Source organism: Ruegeria marina (assembly GCF_900101475.1).
Classification (GTDB): Bacteria; Pseudomonadota; Alphaproteobacteria; order Rhodobacterales; family Rhodobacteraceae; genus Ruegeria_B; species Ruegeria_B marina.
The window spans coordinates 1-20,590 of record NZ_FMZV01000031.1 but is presented as its reverse complement, the minus strand read 5'-3'; the positions used below and the strand labels follow the sequence as shown (position 1 = coordinate 20,590).

17 protein-coding genes are annotated in these 20,590 nt (G+C 56.8%); 5 read left to right on the top strand and 12 right to left on the bottom strand.

All coding sequences use genetic code 11. The features are described from left to right. Positions 1–6: 6 nt before the first annotated feature. A complete protein-coding gene (locus BLT75_RS23250; protein WP_281243204.1) occupies positions 7–159 on the top strand; it encodes a nickel-binding protein in 153 nt (50 codons plus the stop codon). 234 nt (positions 160–393) lie between these two features. Here BLT75_RS23250 and BLT75_RS23245 read toward each other — a convergent pair whose 3' ends face one another. The 11 genes from BLT75_RS23245 to BLT75_RS24230 form a co-directional block, all read right to left on the bottom strand. Continuing rightward, positions 394–879 carry an A24 family peptidase gene (locus BLT75_RS23245; protein ID WP_093037970.1) on the bottom strand — a complete coding sequence of 162 codons (486 nt, stop codon included), beginning with the start codon at positions 877–879 and terminating at the stop codon, positions 394–396. Then, positions 869–1,735 (bottom strand): helix-turn-helix transcriptional regulator, encoded by an 867-nt coding sequence (locus BLT75_RS23240; RefSeq protein ID WP_093037967.1) that lies wholly within the window; start codon positions 1,733–1,735, stop codon positions 869–871. Before BLT75_RS23240 ends, BLT75_RS23245 begins: the two co-directional genes overlap by 11 nt. Positions 1,736–1,921: 186 nt before the next feature. Continuing rightward, positions 1,922–2,923, bottom strand: a complete 1,002-nt coding sequence (locus BLT75_RS23235; RefSeq protein ID WP_093037965.1) for a type II secretion system F family protein — start codon at positions 2,921–2,923, stop codon at positions 1,922–1,924. A 10-nt stretch (positions 2,924–2,933) separates the two neighbouring features. After that, complete coding sequence (locus BLT75_RS23230) at positions 2,934–3,905, bottom strand: type II secretion system F family protein (protein ID WP_176828234.1); 972 nt, start codon at positions 3,903–3,905, stop codon at positions 2,934–2,936. A gap of 4 nt (positions 3,906–3,909) precedes the next feature. Further along, positions 3,910–5,301 carry a TadA family conjugal transfer-associated ATPase gene (locus BLT75_RS23225; RefSeq protein ID WP_093037959.1) on the bottom strand — a complete coding sequence of 464 codons (1,392 nt, stop codon included), beginning with the start codon at positions 5,299–5,301 and terminating at the stop codon, positions 3,910–3,912. Positions 5,302–5,316: 15 nt separating this feature from the next. Then, positions 5,317–6,531, bottom strand: a complete 1,215-nt coding sequence (locus BLT75_RS23220) for a CpaE/TadZ family protein (RefSeq protein ID WP_093037956.1) — start codon at positions 6,529–6,531, stop codon at positions 5,317–5,319. Between the two features lie 26 nt (positions 6,532–6,557). Next, positions 6,558–7,253: a TadE/TadG family type IV pilus assembly protein gene (locus BLT75_RS23215; protein WP_093037954.1), complete on the bottom strand. Its 696-nt coding sequence runs from the start codon at positions 7,251–7,253 to the stop codon at positions 6,558–6,560. Continuing rightward, a complete protein-coding gene (locus tag BLT75_RS23210) occupies positions 7,250–7,756 on the bottom strand; it encodes a TadE/TadG family type IV pilus assembly protein (protein ID WP_176828233.1) in 507 nt (168 codons plus the stop codon). The genes BLT75_RS23215 and BLT75_RS23210 overlap by 4 nt, the downstream gene beginning before the upstream one ends. A gap of 4 nt (positions 7,757–7,760) precedes the next feature. Continuing rightward, positions 7,761–9,335 (bottom strand): TadE/TadG family type IV pilus assembly protein, encoded by a 1,575-nt coding sequence (locus tag BLT75_RS23205; RefSeq protein WP_143028657.1) that lies wholly within the window; start codon positions 9,333–9,335, stop codon positions 7,761–7,763. A 21-nt stretch (positions 9,336–9,356) separates the two neighbouring features. Continuing rightward, positions 9,357–10,166 (bottom strand): Flp pilus assembly protein CpaB, encoded by an 810-nt coding sequence (gene cpaB, locus BLT75_RS23200; protein ID WP_093037946.1) that lies wholly within the window; start codon positions 10,164–10,166, stop codon positions 9,357–9,359. Between the two features lie 149 nt (positions 10,167–10,315). Next, entirely contained in the window at positions 10,316–10,486 is a 171-nt protein-coding gene (locus tag BLT75_RS24230; RefSeq protein WP_143028656.1) for a Flp family type IVb pilin, read from the bottom strand. Between the two features lie 750 nt (positions 10,487–11,236). Here BLT75_RS24230 and BLT75_RS23195 point away from each other — a divergent pair. From BLT75_RS23195 to BLT75_RS23185, 3 genes are read left to right on the top strand one after another with little or no spacing between them, the layout of a single operon-like run. Further along, positions 11,237–12,619, top strand: coding sequence for a TolC family protein (locus BLT75_RS23195; protein ID WP_093037943.1), 1,383 nt, complete (start codon positions 11,237–11,239; stop codon positions 12,617–12,619). Next, positions 12,616–14,820 carry a type I secretion system permease/ATPase gene (locus BLT75_RS23190; RefSeq protein ID WP_093037941.1) on the top strand — a complete coding sequence of 735 codons (2,205 nt, stop codon included), beginning with the start codon at positions 12,616–12,618 and terminating at the stop codon, positions 14,818–14,820. The genes BLT75_RS23195 and BLT75_RS23190 overlap by 4 nt, the downstream gene beginning before the upstream one ends. Beyond that, complete coding sequence (locus BLT75_RS23185) at positions 14,817–16,142, top strand: HlyD family type I secretion periplasmic adaptor subunit (protein WP_093037938.1); 1,326 nt, start codon at positions 14,817–14,819, stop codon at positions 16,140–16,142. Before BLT75_RS23190 ends, BLT75_RS23185 begins: the two co-directional genes overlap by 4 nt. 2 nt (positions 16,143–16,144) lie before the next feature. On the opposite strand, the gene BLT75_RS23180 is transcribed toward BLT75_RS23185, so the two are convergent. Beyond that, positions 16,145–18,307, bottom strand: a complete 2,163-nt coding sequence (locus BLT75_RS23180; RefSeq protein WP_176828229.1) for a CHASE2 domain-containing protein — start codon at positions 18,305–18,307, stop codon at positions 16,145–16,147. A 287-nt stretch (positions 18,308–18,594) separates the two neighbouring features. Between BLT75_RS23180 and BLT75_RS23175 the strand changes: the two genes are divergently transcribed. Continuing rightward, positions 18,595–20,590 (top strand): Ig-like domain-containing protein (locus BLT75_RS23175; RefSeq protein ID WP_143028654.1); only part of this gene is annotated, 1,996 nt, incomplete at its 3' end.

The following is a 20,590-nucleotide window of genomic DNA, read 5'->3' as shown; positions in this document are numbered from 1 at the left end:
GAATGGATCTTTTCCTTTCTCAGCGCCGACAAGCGGAAGACCTACTGTCTGTATGAAGCACCCGACGAAGACAGCTTGCGCAGGGCTGCTGAAAGGTTGAACATTCCGGCTGACGTGATCACGCCCGTCGACCGGATCGACCCTGGTATCTTCGCCTGATCGGAGCAGCTTTACCTGGCCTCAATTGCCGCACGCAGCCGTCAACTTCGGCAAGACGAAAACCCTGCAGATGTCGCCTTGGGCTCTTTTCACCTGGGGGTTCGGCTTTGTTGACTGTGACGTGATCCCAGCGAGTTACCCGACCGCGACGCAGAACATGCCTGAACGTCTCCCGCCCAAACCGGCTTACTGCTGACACAGCCTTTAGCGCACCGGAACAATCAGCTCACATCTTCATCCGAAGAAAAAAACAACTGAGGGCAACAGAACTGCGGACAGCGCAATGCTGACGCCCATCGGAAACCCGGTTCCGGGGCGAAGGGAAACCCAACTGCTTTCAGGATGCCCGACGGTTGCACGAAGCGACAGAACCGTGGCCATTCCCAGAAACATGGAGAGCGAGAACGCAAAGGCATACATCGAGAGCGTTGTGCTTGGCAAAAACAGAATGAGTAACGTAATCGCCTTGACGTCCCCGCCCCCCCAAAGCCGGAAAGAAAAACCCGCAAAACCCAGGAGAAATACCGCTCCTGCCGCGATACAACGATAACCGATTTCCGACAGCGGCAAGAACAAAGGCGCAGTCAGAGCAAAAACCGCCAGCATCCCCAGCACGATCTTGTTCGGTATCGTCTGCTGTCGCATATCCGATATTGCACCCATGAAAAGAAGCGGCAGGACAAATACCAGCGGAACGAATTCTTTCATCTCAGGCGACATCTGACGTTCCAATACGGTGAATATTGCGCGCCGATTGAGAAACAAGCAGCATGTGGACGAGCTCGGACTGCGAAGTCGCGCCTGTCTTTGCGTAGATGTTGCCCAGATGTGTCCGCAGCGTAGCCATCGTGATCGACAATTCGGACAAGACCGCCTTGTTATTCAAGCCACGACTGAGCAAGAGGCAGACGCGGTATTCGGCACGACTGAGCCTGAAAGGGTTTTCTACGGAAAGAATTTCCTCCGAGACTTGAGATTTTCGAATTGCTCGCGATCCCGCCAACAAGGCGTCCGAGAACAATCCGAGAGAACGCCCTTCCCAGCACCCGGCCAGAACCGGCCCGATCAACTCAAGATGTTCAAGTTCGGCCACTGAAATTGGAAAAAGATAGTGAAGTTCAAGTACATCAACAACACCATTCCTCCGGTCAAGCGGTATGATGATTGTTTCAGAAAGGCGACGTTGTTGATAGAATTCAACCAAAATCGGGTTGGTCTCGACATCACTCAAACGGGCACTCAAAACGGAGCCCATATACAGATCTCCGATAAATTCCCCGCAAACATCTCTGGCAAATGATACTTCGGAAGCTCTCGAGCTACATTTCCCAGAGCCATGCAATCCATGACTGATTACCTTGACCGGACGTACTGGCGTCTTGAAATCGACGCGACAAATAGTTGTCACCTCGGAACCGAGTATGTTGCCCGTTCGCCTTAACGCCTCAACCAAAGAGACAGCGCCCTGCGAAGCCTGGCAAATAATGGATACAACCTCAAATACCCTTGAAATTGCCCTATGATCGGAATTTTCCGTTATTGACGAACGATGCAAAATGCTCAATAAAAACAACATTGATCTTCATCAGATCAACGCCCCCCCTGTTGCGTGATGCCACCTACTGGAGACCATGGATAATGATGGTTGAAGGGACCTAAGGAGTCAATATAGGCCCTTAATCCCACTGAGTTTTCCACCCAGACAACCATATCTAGAAACAATTCGGCGCCATACGCATGATCTGTAATCGAATCTAAATTTTCACGAACCGAAACCGCGGAAATACCGAATCACCGTAGGCGCTGCCGTAACAATCATCAGCGTTGGAAGCATCAGCCCGGCCAGCACCGCAGACATCTTCACCGGCAGCTTGTTGGCCATCTCCTGGGCCTTCGTCTCACGATATTCGCGCATCTCGGCCGCATACGTCGTAAGCGCTTCTGACATGCTTGTGCCGAACCGCATCGATTGCTGAACCACGGCCGCAAATGACCGGATCATATCCACTCCGGTGCGCCGCGACATTTCGGACAAGGCCTGTTCGCGTGGACGCCCCGCCTGAATTTCGTGCTGGGTGGTCAGAAATTCAAAGGCGAGATCGGGTGACACATGCGCCAATTCGTTTCCCACACGTGTCATCGCCGCGTCGAAACCAAGCCCCGCCTCGACAGAAATTTGCAGAAGATCCAGCGCATTTGGGAAGGCTTCGCTGATCTTGCGTTGCCGCTCCCTGGTACGGCGGTTCAGCCATGCTGACGGAAGGAAGAACCCGCTTGCTGTCAGCAAACCAACGATTTGAACCGCGTTCTGGTGACTCATCAAAGCGAAGACCTGGGAAATGAAAACCGGCATTGGGAACTCCGGCCTTTTGGACAGCAGTATCAAGGCGGCGACGCCAAGCGGCAGGAAAAGGCCAAGTACGACGCGCACCACTGTGAATATCCAAAGTGCGTTGGGGTTGGTTAACCCGGCCTGGAGCATTTTTTCCTCAAGCTCGCGCCGATCCGAATCTTTTCCTGGCAGAACGGCCTTGAACAACCCGGTCGGAGTCTTGACCGTTTCCCGAAGCAGCCCCCTGTCACTGCGGTCGTGGTGCTTCGAGGCATTAATGGCTTTCATACGAACCGCCGCCGGGTTCCGGTTTGAGAACGCCATGCTGACTGACGCGAACAACAGAAGAACGCCGAGGCCAAGCCCCGTCAGAAGCAGAGTTTCGACCGAAATGCCGAAATGAAGCGACAAGTTTTCAGGAATACGTTCCATCGATCAGACCTCACACTCTGAAATTCACCAATTTATGGAGGCAGACAACGTTTGCCACCATCAACACCACGACAAGCACTGCCAGTTTGATAAATGTAGGATCGTCACTGAGCTCGGTATAGTAACCGGGCGCATTGAGTGACATCATGCCAATAATCACCAGCGGGATTATCGAAAGCAGCAGTCCCGACAGTCGCCCCTCGGCAGAAATCGCAAGAATTCGATTTCGCAGCGAGATGCGCTTTCGGATTACAGTGGCCAGAACGGTGATGATCCGCGCCAAATCTCCCCCGGTCCCATGCTGGATTGCGATGCTGGCGGCCAGATACTGAGCGTCTTCGCTGTCTACACGATCGGCAAAATCCTGCACCGCGTCCGGAAGATCGTCCCCGAAATTTATTTGATCAAATATCAGGCCGAACTCGGTTCCGATGGGATCGGGCATTTCGTTCGCCACAGCGGATATCGAAGCGTTTAGCGGGTGGCCGATCCGCAGACCCCGAGCCAAGAGGTCCAGCGCATCTGGCAACTGGTTCGTCAATGCCTTTTTGCGTTGCTCATACCGGTTCTTCAGAACCAGCATCGGCACCACAAGGCCCAGAACCATCGCCAACGGCGCAGCTTGCCATATCGGTATCAGCAGCGTTGCTACAACGAATATTCCCAAGGAGCCAAGAACGCAAAATACAAGAAAAGTCGTTGCTGAAATGCTCACTCCCGACAGGGAGAGCATTTTCGGCAGATTGCCGACAAGAGGCAGGCGGTTGAGGATTCCGCCACCCACATCGGACCGCAAGAGCGCAAAGACCTCTTCATTGGTGGCACCGGCCCGGATCATTTGTAACCGCCGGTTGCGCGCCTCTGCATTGTTTTCACTTGGCCGGAGTAACTGGGTGAGACCTGTTACCAGGAGGAAAGTGCCAACAAAAACGGCGGCAAGCATTACGTAGTTCAGGAATTCGTTTGAGAACAGGTTTTCCATCACACTACACCCCCCGGTTTCGGAAGATCTCTGGATCGAGATCAATACCGGCATCTCTGAGTTGATCGAAGCATTTCGGGCGTATCCCTGTTGGCACGAATTGTCCGATCACCTCGCCATTTTCCGAGCGTCCCCGTTTCTGGAAAACGAATATGTCCTGTAGCGTGATCACCTGGCCTTCCATGCCGGTGATTTCGGAAATGCTCATCACTCGGCGTGAGCCATCAGCCATTCGTGAAACGTGGACTACAAACTGGAGACCAGAAGCGATCTGGGCGCGGATCGCCGATACCGGAAACTCGATGCCCATCATCGAAACCATCTGCTCGAGACGGCCCAGCGCGTCACGGGCCGAATTTGCATGAACGGTAGTCATCGACCCATCGTGACCGGTATTCATGGCCTGGAGCATGTCGAATGTTTCCGCGCCTCGAACCTCGCCCACGATAATGCGGTCCGGTCTCATCCGAAGAGCATTGCTCACAAGGTCTCGCTGCACGACAGCACCCCCACCCGATGGTGACGGAGGACGGGTCTCGAGGCGAACCACATGCTCTTGCTGGAGTTGGAGTTCCGCCGCGTCTTCGATTGTAACGACGCGCTCCTTCCGATCGATGAACGAAGACATGGCATTCAGCAGGGTGGTTTTGCCCGATCCTGTACCGCCAGCGATCAAGATGTTGAGGCGTGCGTTTACCAGCGCCTGAAGGAAGATTGCGGCGCCTTCGCTCATCGCCCCGTTGGCAACCAGTTTCTGCATTGTCAGGGGCGACGCAGCAAATTTTCGAATAGAGATGCTCGGACCGTCGATAGCGCAAGGGCGGATGATCGCATTTACCCGACTGCCATCCTCAAGCCGCGCATCCACCCAAGGCTGGCTTTCATCCACGCGCCGACCCATTCGGCTGACAATCTTGTCGATCACGCGGAGCAGGTGTTTCTCGTCGCGAAAACGGACGGGCACGCGCTCAAGAAGGCCAAACCGTTCGACATAGACCGTCCTGTGTCCGTTCACTAGGATGTCATTGATATTGGGATCGGCCAACAGCGGCTCAAGCGGGCCAAAGCCCAGTATCTCGTCCAGCAATTCCCCGACGATCTTGTTGAAGTCCTGTGCATCCAGCGGTCTGCACTTGTCCGACAAGGTCTTGCTGACAACGGAACCGACTTCTCGGCGAAGCACATCGGGCTCGACCTTGTCGATCACCGAAAGGTTGAGGCGGTCGAGCAGAGCCTCGTGCAGAAGGCTCTTGAGCTCAAGCCATTCAACGAGACGAGGATCTTCCACACGCTTTTCAGGCTCCATTTCCTGGACAGGGTTTCCGACATCCTTTCTGCTCAAATAATGGACAGTGGCGTCTGTCCCTTTAATCGTACGGCTGAATTTCTCGAACATCTGATGTTCTCCCCCCTATACGGTGTTGCGGTTTTTTGCAGCCGCAACGTCCGGTTTTTCTGCGAGTATCTTGCCACTCAAAGCACGGATGGCCTTGGACAAGGCGGAACCTTTCGCCGCTTTTGAAAGCAATTGCCCCCGGTCGAGCGCCATCTTTGCATGGCGCGGGTCGTAGGGCAGCCAATGGCGGATTTTTCGCCCGAGGACCCGTTCCGCTTCGGAGTGATGTCCTGCAGGAAAAAGCGGTTTCGTTTCGTGGCTCACGATTATTTCCAGCGGCAGTTCCAGCCTTTCCTGCGAAAAGAATTGAATGAGCCGATGCGCCTGGCGGATCGAAGGCACGGCTGTATCCGTTACCAGCAGCAGCCGATCGCAGGAGGACACTATTGCTCCCAACCAATCGATCATGACACGAGGCAAATCGATAACCACGTAGTCGAATTCTTGCCGCAACGCGTCGACAAGTGCGGTAATCTGCTCGCGGCTAAAGGCTTCGAGCGGAACGAACTCGTCCGGAGCGGTCAGCACATCGAGGCCAGAAGAATGGGAAACAAGACATTGCCGAAGGAATGTTCGATCGGGGATCACCCCGTCTCGGGCCATCTTGTAAATCCCGTTGGATGGCGCCAGGTCCAGTCCGGTTGCAATTGTGCCGAATTGCATGTCGAGGTCGACGACAGCAACCCGGTTGCGAGTGTGCTTGCGGAAAATGCCCGATCGTCCTTGCAACTGGTCGGCCAGATTCACGGCCAGCGTCGAAGAGCCGGCGCCACCTCGGACCGGGCAGATCCCGATAACCTGGCCATTTCTCTCGGGATCGGACTTGGTGTAAATGGCAGGAAGCATCGAGCTTGGAGTCGAAAGACGATCAAGCTGCTCTGACAGTTCATCGCTGCTGATGGGGAAAGGAAGGATCTCATCAAGCCCGGATTTCTTCAAGGCACGCGCGTCGGAAAGGGAAATGTTCTCGTCGCTCAGGGCAAGCAGCTTTCCGCTCGGGCCGGCTTGCTTGCGCAAACTGCGAACCAGGTCGATGTCATTGCGGTCGAGGAGACGAAAGACCATCAGGTCGTGCTCGTTCAACAGGTTCACTGCGGAGCCATTGATCGAAGCGAGCGTTCCTTCCCGCACTTCGAGTGACAGGCTCTCGACGTGATCGACGGCATTGACCACGGCATCTTTCATGGCGTCGTCATCAGCGACTAATATGATGGATCTTGCAATTGTCATGGTCGAAACTCCGATAAATCTTTCATTCAACCGTTGGTCCCTCGTGCGAGGTCTTCCCCAGGAAGGCTCGCGCTGAAGTCCGAGAAGATCTTGAAACCTGTCGTGATGCCCGCCAACGCCTCGGTGTCAGGTGTCGGACCCCTTGCGGCCAACCTGGCAATGGCGCCGAGCGGAGACACGAACCTGAAGGGCAACTCTTCGATCGTTACAGTCACAACGGGCACGAATGGCCCTCCCAGAAAATTCATTCGGGGCTCGAAATCATAGGCAAATGTCAGGTTGCTCCTGTCGAAATCCGCGGTCGGGTCGTTTGGAATTGCGAATTGCACTTTTTCCCAGATTTCGTTGACCGTTGCCAAAGCATCCCCCCCAGTGGCCGAAGCTCCTGTGCAGGGCGCGACTGCTGGATCAATGCAGATACCGGGAGAATTGCCGCAGTTCGTGCCGTAACGGGGGCCCGAAGCATCCGTGTAGTCGCCTCGGTCGTTTGTGGCAGGAAGACCTGCGCATACCCCCGCTCTCACGGCGGCGATACGGGCTGCGACCTGCACTGCCTTTTCCGCTGCGACGTAATGGAAAGCCAGGCGACCAAAATCAATGATACCCAGAAAGATCAGCAGAAAGAGAGGGAGAACAAATGCAAGCTCCACAACGGTCGCGCCGTCTTCCGAGCGCCGCAGACGGGACAGTTCCGCCAGAATATTTCGTTTCCGATTGATCATGGCCCAAACACCCGGCCTCGGTCGGTTACGGTGGTCTCGAATGTTGTGAATGCGGAAGCGCCCACCAGATGGAACAGTGGCGAAAACGGGAGTTCCGTAATGCTCAGTTTCGCCGTTACGACCGCGACGGGGACAGGTGAAACACGATATTCGTTGGCGGCGCCAACGCATTCAAGAGAAAGCGCATCCAGGCTGACCGCGATATTACCGGTCGAAAGGGCGCTCAGTTCCCCTGATGCCGTATAGGTGAAATCCGATATCGAGGCACTCGGAGACGAGGCGCAAAGGTCGGATGGGGCGATGCGACTTATGTGGCGCGTGGTATCGCGAACGCCGGTAATGACGTTCTGAAACGACCAGAAGAGCCTTCCACCCTCTGCAATCAGAGCAAAGACCGCAAACATCAGCGGCAGCATGATCGCAAACTCCACGACCGCGGCGCCCTCTTCCGCTCTGAAGAAGCGGGCGGCATTGTCTCGGATATGGCGCGGGAGCTTCTTCATTGGCCTACCTGTAAAGCTGAACGACATCATGAAGAATGCCGCCTGTGCCGCCGCTCGCAGGGCCGCTTTCGACCGTCCGAATGACCTCGGCGTAAATGACTGCATTCGCGCCAGTACCATCCGACTCGGAAGGGCGGATCAGGAACAACTCGACAAATTTTGAAACCGGGATGACGCCCGAGCCGCCATTGAGTTCAGACTCGTAAGTCGCACAATCTATTCCGGCCGCCACGATGACCCGACGATTTGGATTCGCAGACCCCGTCGAGGGCGGCTGGCAACTGGGCAGACTGCTTTCCGCCTTGCCTGCTGCAGCGAGAATGGCCTGCAAGCTAGCCTGGTTTGCAAGTTCAGCCTTGTAGATCTCGTGGCGCGTGCCGTTTTGCGGGAACCATGCGGGTATGCCGGCGGGCGTTTCGCCTGAGTAATCGGCTCCATAATTCACGGCCAGGTAGTTTTGAAGTCCGGCCGAGAAATCGCCGTCTCCAATCCGGCTCGAGGGGCACGATCCAACACCAGTGAAGCAGTCGTCAATTGGCAGACCAACAGTAGCCGTCGGATCAATCTCGCCGTCGACTTCGTAGGGCGGTGAAGGTTCCGTGCTGCATGACCCGCCCGACGCAGTTGTAATCCAGCCATCCAACACATTCGGTGCGGCGGCAAAGTTGTCCACATCGTATTTCATTTCATTCCGGAATTGACCTGCCGATGCCGCATACTGGTCAAACCGCGTGTTGAATCCGGCAATCATGTTACCGATACTCAAACCGGGACTGGTTTCGACACCTCTTTGGCTGAAGCATTGGGAAACCGCTTGCGAAGCCGCCAAGGCACAGGAATCCTCCTGACCTGGAGGCGCGTTTTGACACGCACCGGCCTGGTCGATTCCAAGAACGTCACTGACCGCGAGAAAACCGAAATTACCTGGTCCCCAGGCTTCACTACCGCCACCCTGGCTGACCATTTTGATCAGCTGCCCTTGGGTGACCTCCAGGCTGGGCTGGGGCAGGCAAAAGAACATCGGTGTGATGTCACAAGCCACGAGTGTAAACCCGGCCACGGCCTCGGCGTGCACCGATGCAAATTGGTAAGGATGATCCAGAAGCGACGCCATGGCAGCCGCCAGGGGTGTGTCTACTTCATGTGCTACAACCGAAACGCGGACGAAAGCAGCTTTCCGTGCGCTGTCCGCATCCGCCACATCAAGCAGATCTTCTGGTTGCCCCGGTTCCACGTCCATGTTTGCGGGGGCTTCATAGAACTGCAGCTGGTAATCGGTGGACCCGGACAAAGTTTGGTCCTTGTTACGGATCCCGAAGGTCTGGCGATCGTTGATAACGTTTGCGGCGGCCCTGGTGGCGCGGGTGATCGAATCCGAATGTCCGTCAAGCTCTCCGGCAGCCGCCAGAGCAACATTGTCGGCAAAACTTTGCAGTTCGCTTTGCGTGGTGGTGACGCGCCCGAAGTCAAATGCCAAGGCGGCCATTCCGAGCAGTAGCGACAGGCACACCGCAACGAACACCATGATTGCCCCTTCTTCGGAGCGGCAAAGTGTTCTTATGTTGTGTGCCAGTTTCACGGTGATGATCCTTTTTCGGAATCAGTTGATTACGGATTCGGTCACGTCCATTCCGCGCCGGATGCGAATTACCGACGGGCGTGCCGGCCCCTCCTTGATCTCCGGGGTCGGTTCGCGAAGCAGATCGGTCATCCGCGTCATCGTCAGTTCGCGATCTTCGGTGTCATTTATCGATCGCAAGGTCAGGCTGAGCTTGCCGGCTCGTTGAGCGAGAGCAAGGCGCTGCCCCTGATCAGGCGTGACCGCAACGGTAACCGTGCGCGCAATGCTGGGCTGGTCTGTCTGTACGTCGGCCTCCTGATCCACGCCGATCACGCGGATGTTTTGCAGGATGGTGACGGCACGAAGGTTTTCCTTGGAACCCGCCGTCATGACGATGTCCACCCTGTCACCCGGTGTCACGAAACCGCCGACTGCGGTTTCCGCGTCAACTTCGATCGCAATGGCGCGATTGTTGTCGCCGATTGTCTGAACAATGGTGACCTTCTCTCCGTAATCGGAAACCTTGTTCTTGAGGATGAGCTCACCTTGCGCGATGGGACGGCGAGCGCGCCGCGGAGGCAGCCCGCCTGCGGCCAGCAGTTCTTCGTAGTCGGTATATACTCCACCCGGCAACGCTGCGCGCGGCCAGTTGATCGTGGTCAGTGTTCCTGGCCTGATGGCTTCGCCAAAAGAGATGTCGCGCGAGGCGACGATGACGCTGACCGTTTCGCTCTCGACCGAGGCCTGTGCTGCACTTGGACCGAGGTTGATGTACTCACGTGCAAGATAAACCGACCCCCCGGCCACAGCTAGTCCTGTCAATGCGGTGAAAATGGCGGACAATCTCATGAGTATTTCCTTTCACTTATTGCAGGCCCGATCAGCAGGTACGCCAAGGCAATGTCGGCGCTTCAAGCGTTTTGCTAATCTTCGTGATCCTGTTGGGGATGATCGCGGCGGCTTCGGCCGCCGCGTTCGTGTTCCCGTTGGAAAGCCATTTACATCAGTGCGTCGGCTGCGGTGAACTGAGCGGCCACGTCCGTACCGATGTTCGTCAGCGTTGCAACCGCAATTGCGGTGACGATGGTAAGAGCGACACCGTATTCAACGATGGTTGCACCCTTCTCGTCACGGGTCAGGCGGATCATCAGGTCAAGAATTTTCTGCATTGCTTTACTCCTAAGTTTGCTGGTTCAGCCGCAAATGATTCCGCGGCATTTCAAGCCCCCCCAACTCGCTGAGAGCTTGGACCCAGTTTGTGGCCGCGGCCCCTGTCGCGGCATCAGCCAAACCTACAAAAAATTCTCTCTTAGGTTGAATTTTAGCGCAATTTGGATCAATTCGTGCCGCAAAATGGCCACAATCCAGGCGCCGAGCCAAAAACACGAATCGAGATAATCCCATTATCCGCAGTTTGTATGCCCGCCTGTTTGGCGGGATGGCTCATGTCGGCCCCGATGTCCGAGGCGCTTCGTACATGGTTTCAGAGATCGATTAAAGAAGGGTAAAGTCTGACCTCTGCACCTACCGCACAGATTTGGTGGTTTGACCAACAGAGGATTTCAGCGGCATCATACGCAAGACCCGCAAACAGTATGAAGCCGTAGGGAAGATCAGGACTGTCCGGGTCAGTTTGCAGCTCGCAACCGCCAGGTGGACGAATTTTCGGGCTGACGTGGAACCACTTCAACGGGTCGGGCTTGCTGTGAACCTCAGCTACCGGACAGCCCTGCCCGCCTCAATCGGAAACCTTCTGACAGACCGCCTGCCCGCCTTGAAGCAAGCAAATCCGGCACAACCCGAATGGCAACGCCCGGCAGTGGGATTACGGACCGCAAAAGAACCCAACATGAAAAAAATCTCAACGAATTTGACAATTTGTGTGTATCTTTGCGCAGCAAGAACCAGGAACGAGTTGCATGAAACTTAACCATTTTACCGCAGCGGTCATAACGTACATGTTTGTCGGAAGCATTTCTTGCGCGACAGCCCACGAACTACGGACCTCGGTTCAGACGGCACTTACGTCGAATCCCAGGATCAAGGCGCATGATGCCGCGGTTCGGACCGCCGCGTTCGAGTTACTTGAAATGCGGGGCACTTATCTGCCGACAGTTTCGCTTTTCGGCAACGTCGGGCCTGAGTACGTGGATGATCCCAATGGACTTTCCGTTCTCGACAATGCCCGCACGAAAACCGCCAGGGAAATCGGAGTCGTAGCGAACCTGCCCGTTTTCGACGGTTACAAGAGAGCGAACACGATTTTCACCCGGGCGGCCCAGCTGGACCGCTCCATGTTCGAATACCTCGACGCCTCGGAAACGATGGCGCTCCTCGTCGTACAGGCCCACATGGACGTTGTGCGCAACCAGACTATCCTGGCGGTCGCCAACGATCATCTGGCGCGCCACCTTGATATCGCGCGACAGGTCGGAGAACAGGTTTCCGGAGGAAAACTGCCGCTGAGCGACCAGTTGCAGGTGGAAAGCAGGGTTGAGACCGTGCGCATAACCATCAGCCAGATTTCCAACGAGTTGGAGAAATCCCGTTCCCGCTACAGAGAGCTTGTTGGCACGCCGGACGTCCCAAGCCTGACTGCTCCGGGCCTTCCGAGCCTGCCCTCGAACCTTGACGCTCTGGTCGCCTCAAGCATTCAGAACAATTTCCGGGTCAAGCAAGCTCAGGCGAACGTAGACGTCAGACGGTTTGAAAAACTGACGAACGAAGCGGAATACTTGCCGCAAGTGAGCCTGAGCGCCGGAGCCTCGGTCGGAGCCGACCTCGATGGAGCAAGCGGCAACGAAAACCGCTCGTTCGTCAGCGTCAACCTGAACTGGAAACTGTTCAACGGTGGACGCAGTGAACGCCGGGCTGCTTTGCTCGAACGCCAGAACGAAGCGTTGTATTTGCGGATGGCCACCCTGCGCGAAGTGCAGCAAATTGCGGAAACCTCCTGGTCGGGCTATCAGTCAAGCCAGAGAATAGCCAACATCGCCGCCAAGCAGGTGGAAATCAACAACGACCTTGTCGAACAGTACACGCTTGAATTCCAGCTGGCCACCCGCAGCCTTCTTGACCTGCTCATTGGCGAGACCGAGTTGTTCCGCTCTCGCATAGAGATGATCGATGCGAAAGCCGGTGCGACCTTCAACGCCTATCGCATGCTCGCAGCACAAAGCAGGCTTGCCCAATATTTCGATATCGACAGCACAGGCGAAGCGCTGCTGCTGGCTGTGCAGGCGAATGAACTGCAAAAACCTCTTGACGTGGTCGATCGGGCGGTTCCGATCGTGAAAAGATGACCAACAAAGCGACGAAGGCTGCGGCCTTCGATGTCGAAGACAATGAGACCGGCTCAGTCGACCCCAGCGCACACCGATCTGGTTTGCGGTTGTTGCAATGGTTCGCTGATTTCTACATGCGGCCCTTCACCCCGACGGCAGTACTGTCAAGACTTCCGGCTGGTGCCGATCTCGATAATTCCGAAGACATGGAAATGGCGCTGGCAACCCTCGGGTTCAGAACGCGTCTGCATCGCACAAAACTGCGTCATCTCGATCCGGTCGTGCTGCCGTGCATAGCCTTCGACAATAGAAACAATCCACTGATAATAAACGAAATAGATACCAGAAAACAAAAGGTCACGACCCAGGAGCCAGGCTCAGAAACCAGTGAAACCCAAACACTGCGAATACTGGAACGCCGACTGAAACCCGACCTTCTGCTTGTTACTCCGATCGAGGATGAAAACGCCAATCGCCGAATGACATATACCGATGGCCCCGGCGGGCCAGATTCGGCATGGTTCTGGGGGCCCGTGCGACGAAACTGGCGAGGCTGGCTCCAGATCATGATTGCCACCCTCCTGATAAACCTGATGGGGCTGGCGCTCCCGTTGTTTGTCATGAATGTCTATGATCGGGTGATCCCCACATTTTCAACCATCACCCTTTGGACTTTGGCCATCGGTGTCTGCATCGCGATCGGTCTCGATTTGTTGCTGCGCCAGATCAGAACCAGTCTGCTGGAGCAGATCAGCCGGCGGGTCGATCTGCAAATCGCGTCGGACCTGTTCCGCCAGGTTATGAATATCCGGTTGACGGCACGAGAGATCGGAGCGGCCGGACTGGCCTCGCTGGTTCGGGAGTATGAGTCCATTCGGGAACTGTTTGCTTCCTCGTCCTTTGTTGCCGCAGTCGACTTCCTGTTCGTCGGCGTTTTTATCGCGGCTCTCTTCTTGATCGTGGGTCCATTGGCCTATGTTCCGCTTCTGGCGATATTCGTCACGCTGACCGTGGCGGTTCTGGCGCAAATCCCTTTGGCCCGAGCCGCAAAATCGTCGATCGAGGTCGAATCGAGGCGGATGAGTCTTCTTTCCGAGGCTTTGTCAGGCGTGACATCGGTCAAGTCACTTAACGCCGAAAACATCATGCAGCGCTATTGGGAAGAGGCGGTTGCAGCTTCGGCCCGACTGAGAAGCTACTCGCGCATCTGGGCCAATTTCACCCAAAGCACCACCATCGCCACACAGCAATTGACGAGCGTCGGGATCATCCTCTGGGGTGTTTACCTGGTGGTCGACGGAAAGATAACCATCGGCGGGCTGATCGCTGCCAACATTCTGTCCTCGCGCGCCCTGACACCGCTTGCGACCATCGCCCAAACCATCTTCAGGGCGCAGTACGCCCGCAAGTCGCTGCACGCTCTGAACAATCTCATGGCCACGCCTGTCGAGCGGACTGCGGTGGTGCGATCAAACTTGCGGGTCCGCAAAGGAGCGGTTGTCCTGAAGGACATTACATTCAGCTACCCGAACAGCAGCAGAACCGCCCTCGAACGGATCAGTCTCGACATTTCTCCCGGCGAACGGGTCGCGGTTTTGGGTCGGGTCGGCTCGGGCAAATCGACACTGGGCATGATGCTGGCGGGACTGATCGTGCCCGACAACGGGACTTTGCTGATCGACAACCATAACCTTTCCCAGTTCGATCCGGCGGAGCTTCGCGAAGGGATTGGTTATCTTCCGCAGACCTGCGAATTCTTCACAGGAACCCTTGGCGACAATCTGCTGATCGGACGGCCCAACAGCAGTCAGTCCGAGATCGAACGGGCGCTCTATCTTTCCGGACTGGACGAGTTCGTTGCGGCGACGCCCGAGGGGCTTGAATTGTTCATAGGCGATCGCGGCATGCGGCTGTCGGGCGGCCAGATGCAGGCGCTTGCCCTGGCGCGGCTGCTGTTGCGCAAGCCAAGACTTCTGTTCCTCGATGAACCGACAAATGCAATGGACCAGGAGATGGAGATGCGGGTCTGCCGCCGGCTTGGCAAAGACCTGGACCGGGAAACCGGGCTGATCCTGTGCACCCACCGACAACCGCTTGCTGCGATCGCAGAGCGATACATCGTTCTGGACGGCGGTCGAAAAGTGCTTGACGGTCCTCGCGAGCAGGTCATGGCGTCTCTTCGCGGTGGCGCGACGCCGGAACAGCGGGCCGGTACATGATGTTCGGCCAGCGCGTGGAAGCAACTTATTCGAACAGACCCACTTCGGCGGGGCGCGAGGCCGGCAGCGCGCTTTCGCGTCGGCTGTTGCTTTTGATCACGGTCGCGGTCGGCGTCTTCTTCTACTGGGCAAATTCCAGCGAAATCGAGGAATACACACGCAGCGACGGTCAGGTTATCCCGTCGAGCAAGGTCCAGATCGTGCAAAGCCTTGAAGGCGGGATCGTACAAAGTATCGAGGTTTCCGAGGGAGATCTGGTCCAGCAGGGTGACGTGCTCATGCAGATCGATGACACCCGTTTCTCCTCGGAAATGGGAGAGCTGAAACAGCGCCGCAGCGCCCTGATGGCGGAAAGGCTACGCCTCATCGCCGAGTCGAACATGGCTGATGAACTGGCATTTCCGGACGAGTTGGTGACAGCAAACCCCCGCGCCACCGGCGTGGAACAGGAATTGTTCTACACCCGCCGCCAGCAGTTGGCGCGTGAACTGGACGTTCTGAATGATCGGATGCTGCAGCGGCAGAGCGAACTGGCCGAACTGGAAGCCCAGCAGCTGAAACGACGAAAAATGGTCGAGCCTCTGCGGGAAGAGGTGGAATTGGCCACCAAAATGACCCGATCCGGGGTTTTCCCCAGGATCGAGCTTCTGCGCCTGAACTCACAACTGGCGGCGCTGGAGGGTGACCTGGCTGTCGGCGAGGCCACAAAAGTCCGACTACAGTCAGCGATCACTCAGGCCGGATCCGAAATCGAAGTTGCCCGTTCGGGATACCTGTTGACCGCTCGCCAGCGGCTGGCGCAGTTGCAAGTAGAGCTTTCCGTGGTCGAGGAGACACTGCGAGCCGCCAGCGACAGGGTGGCTCGAACCCTGATCCGGGCACCGTTGCGCGGCACGGTGAACGCCCTTGCAATCAACACCCCCGGCGCGGTCGTTGGTCCCGGCCAACCACTGGCCGAAATCGTACCGACCGACGATGGGCTGGTGATAGAGGCCTACCTGCGCCCCACGGATGTGGCATTCGTAAAACCCGGCGCTGATGTCTCGATAAAGATCACCGCATACGATTATTTGATTTATGGGTCTCTGAATGGCCGCGTCGAGCGCATCGGAGCGGACACCATCACCTCCGACGACGGCACAGAATTCTTCAAGGTGGTCGTGGAGACGGACCAGAACTTCCTGGGATCCGAGAGCGATCCGCTGCCGATTTCTCCGGGAATGGTCGCGAAAGTCGACATCCTTACCGGCAAGAGAACCGTGATGGACTACCTTCTCAAACCGATACGCCGCGCCCAGTATGAGGCCATGCGAGAGCGCTGAGACTACTTTTCGAGGGCATCGTAGACCCCATCCCAATCGGGATCGAGGGACGTATCGGACAGCCGCCGCACACGCGTGCTGAACAAGGTGCAGTAGTCCCGAAGATCGAGACCGAGGACGGTGCCTTGTCGTTCCATCTCTGCGATAAGGTTCCCGGCCGTTTCCCACTGCCCCGCGCGATAGGCCCCCAGCATCCGAGTGCTGATCCCGGTCAAGGCCCTGAACGCGTCCGAGCCTGCCAGCCGGGCGTCCCCCATCAACCCGAAAATGCGTTCCGGCTCGGTCTTGCCCTTTACCCGAACAAGATCGAGTTCGAGCAGGGCGAACTCGCCATCGACTTGCCGGGCAGTGGTCTCTCCAATGATGATCGACATTCCATAATACTTTGTCTGCCCTTCCAGACGCGAAGCCACATTCACGGTATCGCCCAAGGCGGTATAGTCAAATCGGCTGTTGCTGCCCATGTTTCCGACGAAACAAGGACCCGTGTTTACCGCCACACCGATATGAATCGGATGAACCGGGGCATCGTCAGTTTGGTTGGCCATCCTGGTTGCGTTGAATTCTTCGACCGAACGGACCATCTCCAGCGCAGCGCGGCACGCCGAACGGGGGTGATCCTGATCGTCCAACGGTGCGTTCCAGAATGCCATCACGGCATCCCCCATGAACTTGTCGATCGTGCCGCCCGAATCCAGGATCGGCTGGGACATCACGGTCAGCAGCTCGTTCATCAATTTGGTCAGCCCCTGGGGATCGTCGCGGAACCCTTCCGACAACGTCGTGAACCCGCGTACATCGCTGAACAGGACAGACAGGTCGCGACGTTCTCCGCCAAGCTTGAGGGCGTCCATGCTTTCGGTGAGTTGCGCCACCAGCGCAGGCGTCACATATTGGCCAAAGGCGTTCCGGATGCGGTTCTTGCGGCGCTCCTCGCGCAAGTAGTTGGTGCTTGACATCAACATGACGGTCAAAATGGTCGCCACGATCGGGAAGGTCGGATCGACCAACTGCCCCTGCCACAAGAACATCAGATAGGAGTAGATGCCATAAGCCGACACGAGCGCCAGAGTGCTCACGATCAAGACACCGGCGTGCAGCATCGGTGCAAGAGCAATGACAAGAATGGTCATGGCCGCAGTCAATAGCAGTTCCTTGCCATCCGCCGTGTTCTCACGCTGCAAAAGCGTCCCGGAGAGTACATTCTCAAGCAGCTGCGCATGAATTTCGACCCCCGCCATCGGCACGCCCAACGGCGTCGCGCGGAAATCTTCCAGACCTATGGCTGAGGTGCCTACCAGCACCAGATGCCCTGCCAGACGATTTTGCGGCACCCTGCCTTCCAGCAGGTCGGCGGCGGAAACGAAGCGGTTCGGATCCGAGGCCGAAAAACGGGTCCAGACAGTGCCGTCACCCTGCGTTCTGATCACCTGCCCCGCAACCACGACGCCGTCGATCCCGGCATCGTTGGACCTGACGGCAAAGGCGTCGCCCCCCGTTGCTATGCGCAGGAGTTCAAGCGAAAGACTGAGCCGCAGGGCGCCTTCGACCATCATCACGACCGGGACGCGCCGGTAGACACCGTCCGCGTCGGGCAGAACGGTAAACACTCCACGCCCCGAGGCAACCTCGTTCAGGATTGGCAAGTTCTGAACCAATTCCGGAAACTTCAGGAGATAGGGTTTCGGATCGGGACCGATGATCGCATGGGGGACCTGTTCAATTTCCCGTTCGATCCCGGTTGCCTGCAAACCGCTGCGCACGCTCGTTTCGCCCAGCACCACGCGCGTTCGGGAAAAGGACTGCGCGAGAACCGCGTCGTTGCTGGGAAGTTGCAGCAGTTGAGAACGCAACTCTCTCGAAATGCCGGGGTTGTCCGCCGCTATCAGATCCGGCGACAACCTGTCCGGCTCGGAGAACACAATATCGAATGCCATCGCTGCTGCGCCGCCTTGAAACACCCTGTCCGTCAGTTCTGCGATTGTTGTTCTAGGCCAGGGCCACTGGCCAATTTCGTTCAGGCTCCGGTCGTCTATGTCCAGAATGGCAACCGGAAAAGGAGCAATCTCGCGGGGATGCAGCCGTTGGAACTGGTCAAAGGCCTGCAGCCGCAACCTTTCGACGAAAATTGGATCGATGATCCGCAAGACCAATAGAGCAAACACGAGCAAGAAGCCCGAGAGGCGGCTCCAACTGAATCTTCCGGGTCTCCATTGTGTCAAGGTCTGGATCTTTCAATCTGTCCTGCCCCTCACACGGGCATGACCGGCAGACCCTGTCCGAGTGGAGCAATTCGTTTATCTTACGAACAATTTTTCCATACAAAGAAAAAATTATACCAATCCCGCCAACAGACCGCCTTAATCTTGCCACTTTTTGTCCGCCGTGGGCCGAATCACATATTTGTGTTAACGATTGGTAATATTGTTTTTCTTGGTATCGGAACTTGACCATGGTTCGGGCGACGGCGGAATTTGATGTAATCCCGCAAGATTCTTTCGGGCAAATCTTGCTTGGCGACGATGGCCCCATAACCATGCCTGCCGGGATGAAGCTTTTCACCGCCGACTTCGCAAAGGTCGGAGCCGACTTGCACATTGTCGACACGCAGGGGCAATCCCTTAGGGTTATCAACTATTTTACCGAGCTTGAACCGCGTGACCTGATCTCTTCCGATGGCGGAGTTCTTCATGGCGGCACCGTGCGCCTGCTGGCTGGAGCAGGGCTCGACACCCTCGTGGCTCAAGTCGGTTCTGCGCCGGGCTCCATCCCGATAGGCCAGGTCGAGCTTGTGACCGGCAGCGCGCGGGTCCAACGGGTCGACGGTTCGATCGATGACCTGAGGATCGGCTCAAAGATCTACACCAACGATGTTTTGCTGACCGACAGCGACGGTCGGCTGTCGGTCACGTTCGCCGACGGCACGATCTTTTCGCTGGCTGAATCATCCCGCATGGTGATCGACGAACTTGTCTACGCCCCCGAGGGAACCGGCAACAGCGGGAAATTCAACCTGATAAATGGGGGGTTCGTCTTCATAGCCGGACAGGTGGCCAAGACGGGTGACATGGATGTCACCACACCAGCTGCGACCATGGGCATACGTGGAACGAACGTCTCGGCGCAGGTCTCGAAGGTCGAAGAAGTCACCCGTTTGACGGTTGCTCTCAACTACGACCCCGACGGTAGCCTGGGCATCATCGACGTCTATGATCTCGACAACAACCTGATCACCACCATTACGGCAACGGACACCGCTTGGCTCATCTCGCCGGTCGAGGGCATAGTGATGGAGATGCCCCGCGCCGTTGGCGATGACGCCGAGGATGCTCAACTCATAGCCGATGCGCTCGCGGCCTTCGCGGCTGCACAGCAACGCCTTCTGAACGGTGAAAACTATGTCGAGATCGGGTCTCAGAACCTGAATGGAACGCCATTTGGTCCCCAGATCGATGACTTGGACCTGCCTTTCGGGCCGGACTTGCTGCCGGAAAATGAAGACTACAATTTTTTCCCCAATGGTAATTCGAACGGAAACACTCCATTCGATGAAGGCAGACTCTCCCCGAACATCGACAATGTTCGGGACCCTTTCGAAGTTCCCGATCCACAAGACCTGGTCGTGACGGGAAACGAGGATGCCGGCGGCGACTCTCCGATAGAAGGGCAAATTTTCTTTGACGTCGGATCCGTTCTTCCCGGGTCCTTTGACCTGCAAGTCACGCCAGAGCATGGTGAGGTCGTACTTTCCGGAGACGGATCCTTCACCTACACCCCGGTTGCGAATTTCTTTGGCACGGACAGTTTCACCTATAACGTCACATCCAGCGACGGAACGGTCATATCCGGCTTGGTAACGATCAACGTTCTGGCGGTTAACGACGCCCCGGATGTTGGACCCGACCGGTTCACGATGAATGAAGACGGTACAATATCGGGTTCTGTTCTGACCAACGACCGCGACGTCGACGGGGACGAATTATTCGTCACTATCGCGACAATGCCCGAGAACGGATCGCTGGACATCTCCCCTGACGGATCCTTCGTATACACGGCAAACCCGAATTTTGCGGGTACCGACACCTTTGTTTACACTGTCTCCGACGGCCAGGGTGGGTTTTCCTCAGGGGTCGTCACCGTCACCGTCTCCCCGGTCAATGACGCCCCCGTCGCCGGCGATGACAGTGTCAGCACCGCCGAGGACACGCCCCTCAGCTTCGATCCGCGCAGCAATGACACCGATGTCGACGGCGATCCGCTCACCATCACCGCGGTCGGCGCCGCTGGCCATGGCGCGGTCAGCTTCAGCGACGGCAGCCTCACCTATACGCCCGACGCCGATTTCAACGGCACCGACAGCTTCACCTACACCCTGTCGGACGGCCAGGGCGGCAGCACCACCGCCACCGTCACCGTCACCGTCTCCCCGGTCAACGACGCCCCCGTCG

Excerpts from the sequence above, each read along its gene's own strand:
- BLT75_RS24230 (WP_143028656.1), bottom strand. The coding sequence starts at position 10,486 with ATGCAGAAAATTCTTGACCTGATGATCCGCCTGACCCGTGACGAGAAG.
- BLT75_RS23230 (WP_176828234.1), bottom strand. The coding sequence starts at position 3,905 with ATGGAAAACCTGTTCTCAAACGAATTCCTGAACTACGTAATGCTTGCC.
- BLT75_RS23190 (WP_093037941.1), top strand. The coding sequence starts at position 12,616 with ATGACCAACAAAGCGACGAAGGCTGCGGCCTTCGATGTCGAAGACAAT.
- BLT75_RS23240 (WP_093037967.1), bottom strand. The coding sequence starts at position 1,735 with ATGTTGTTTTTATTGAGCATTTTGCATCGTTCGTCAATAACGGAAAAT.
- BLT75_RS23220 (WP_093037956.1), bottom strand. The coding sequence starts at position 6,531 with ATGACAATTGCAAGATCCATCATATTAGTCGCTGATGACGACGCCATG.
- BLT75_RS23185 (WP_093037938.1), top strand. The coding sequence starts at position 14,817 with ATGATGTTCGGCCAGCGCGTGGAAGCAACTTATTCGAACAGACCCACT.
- BLT75_RS23225 (WP_093037959.1), bottom strand. The coding sequence starts at position 5,301 with ATGTTCGAGAAATTCAGCCGTACGATTAAAGGGACAGACGCCACTGTC.
- BLT75_RS23210 (WP_176828233.1), bottom strand. The coding sequence starts at position 7,756 with ATGAAGAAGCTCCCGCGCCATATCCGAGACAATGCCGCCCGCTTCTTC.
- BLT75_RS23195 (WP_093037943.1), top strand. The coding sequence starts at position 11,237 with ATGAAACTTAACCATTTTACCGCAGCGGTCATAACGTACATGTTTGTC.
- cpaB (WP_093037946.1), bottom strand. The coding sequence starts at position 10,166 with ATGAGATTGTCCGCCATTTTCACCGCATTGACAGGACTAGCTGTGGCC.
- BLT75_RS23245 (WP_093037970.1), bottom strand. The coding sequence starts at position 879 with ATGTCGCCTGAGATGAAAGAATTCGTTCCGCTGGTATTTGTCCTGCCG.
- BLT75_RS23235 (WP_093037965.1), bottom strand. The coding sequence starts at position 2,923 with ATGGAACGTATTCCTGAAAACTTGTCGCTTCATTTCGGCATTTCGGTC.
- BLT75_RS23215 (WP_093037954.1), bottom strand. The coding sequence starts at position 7,253 with ATGATCAATCGGAAACGAAATATTCTGGCGGAACTGTCCCGTCTGCGG.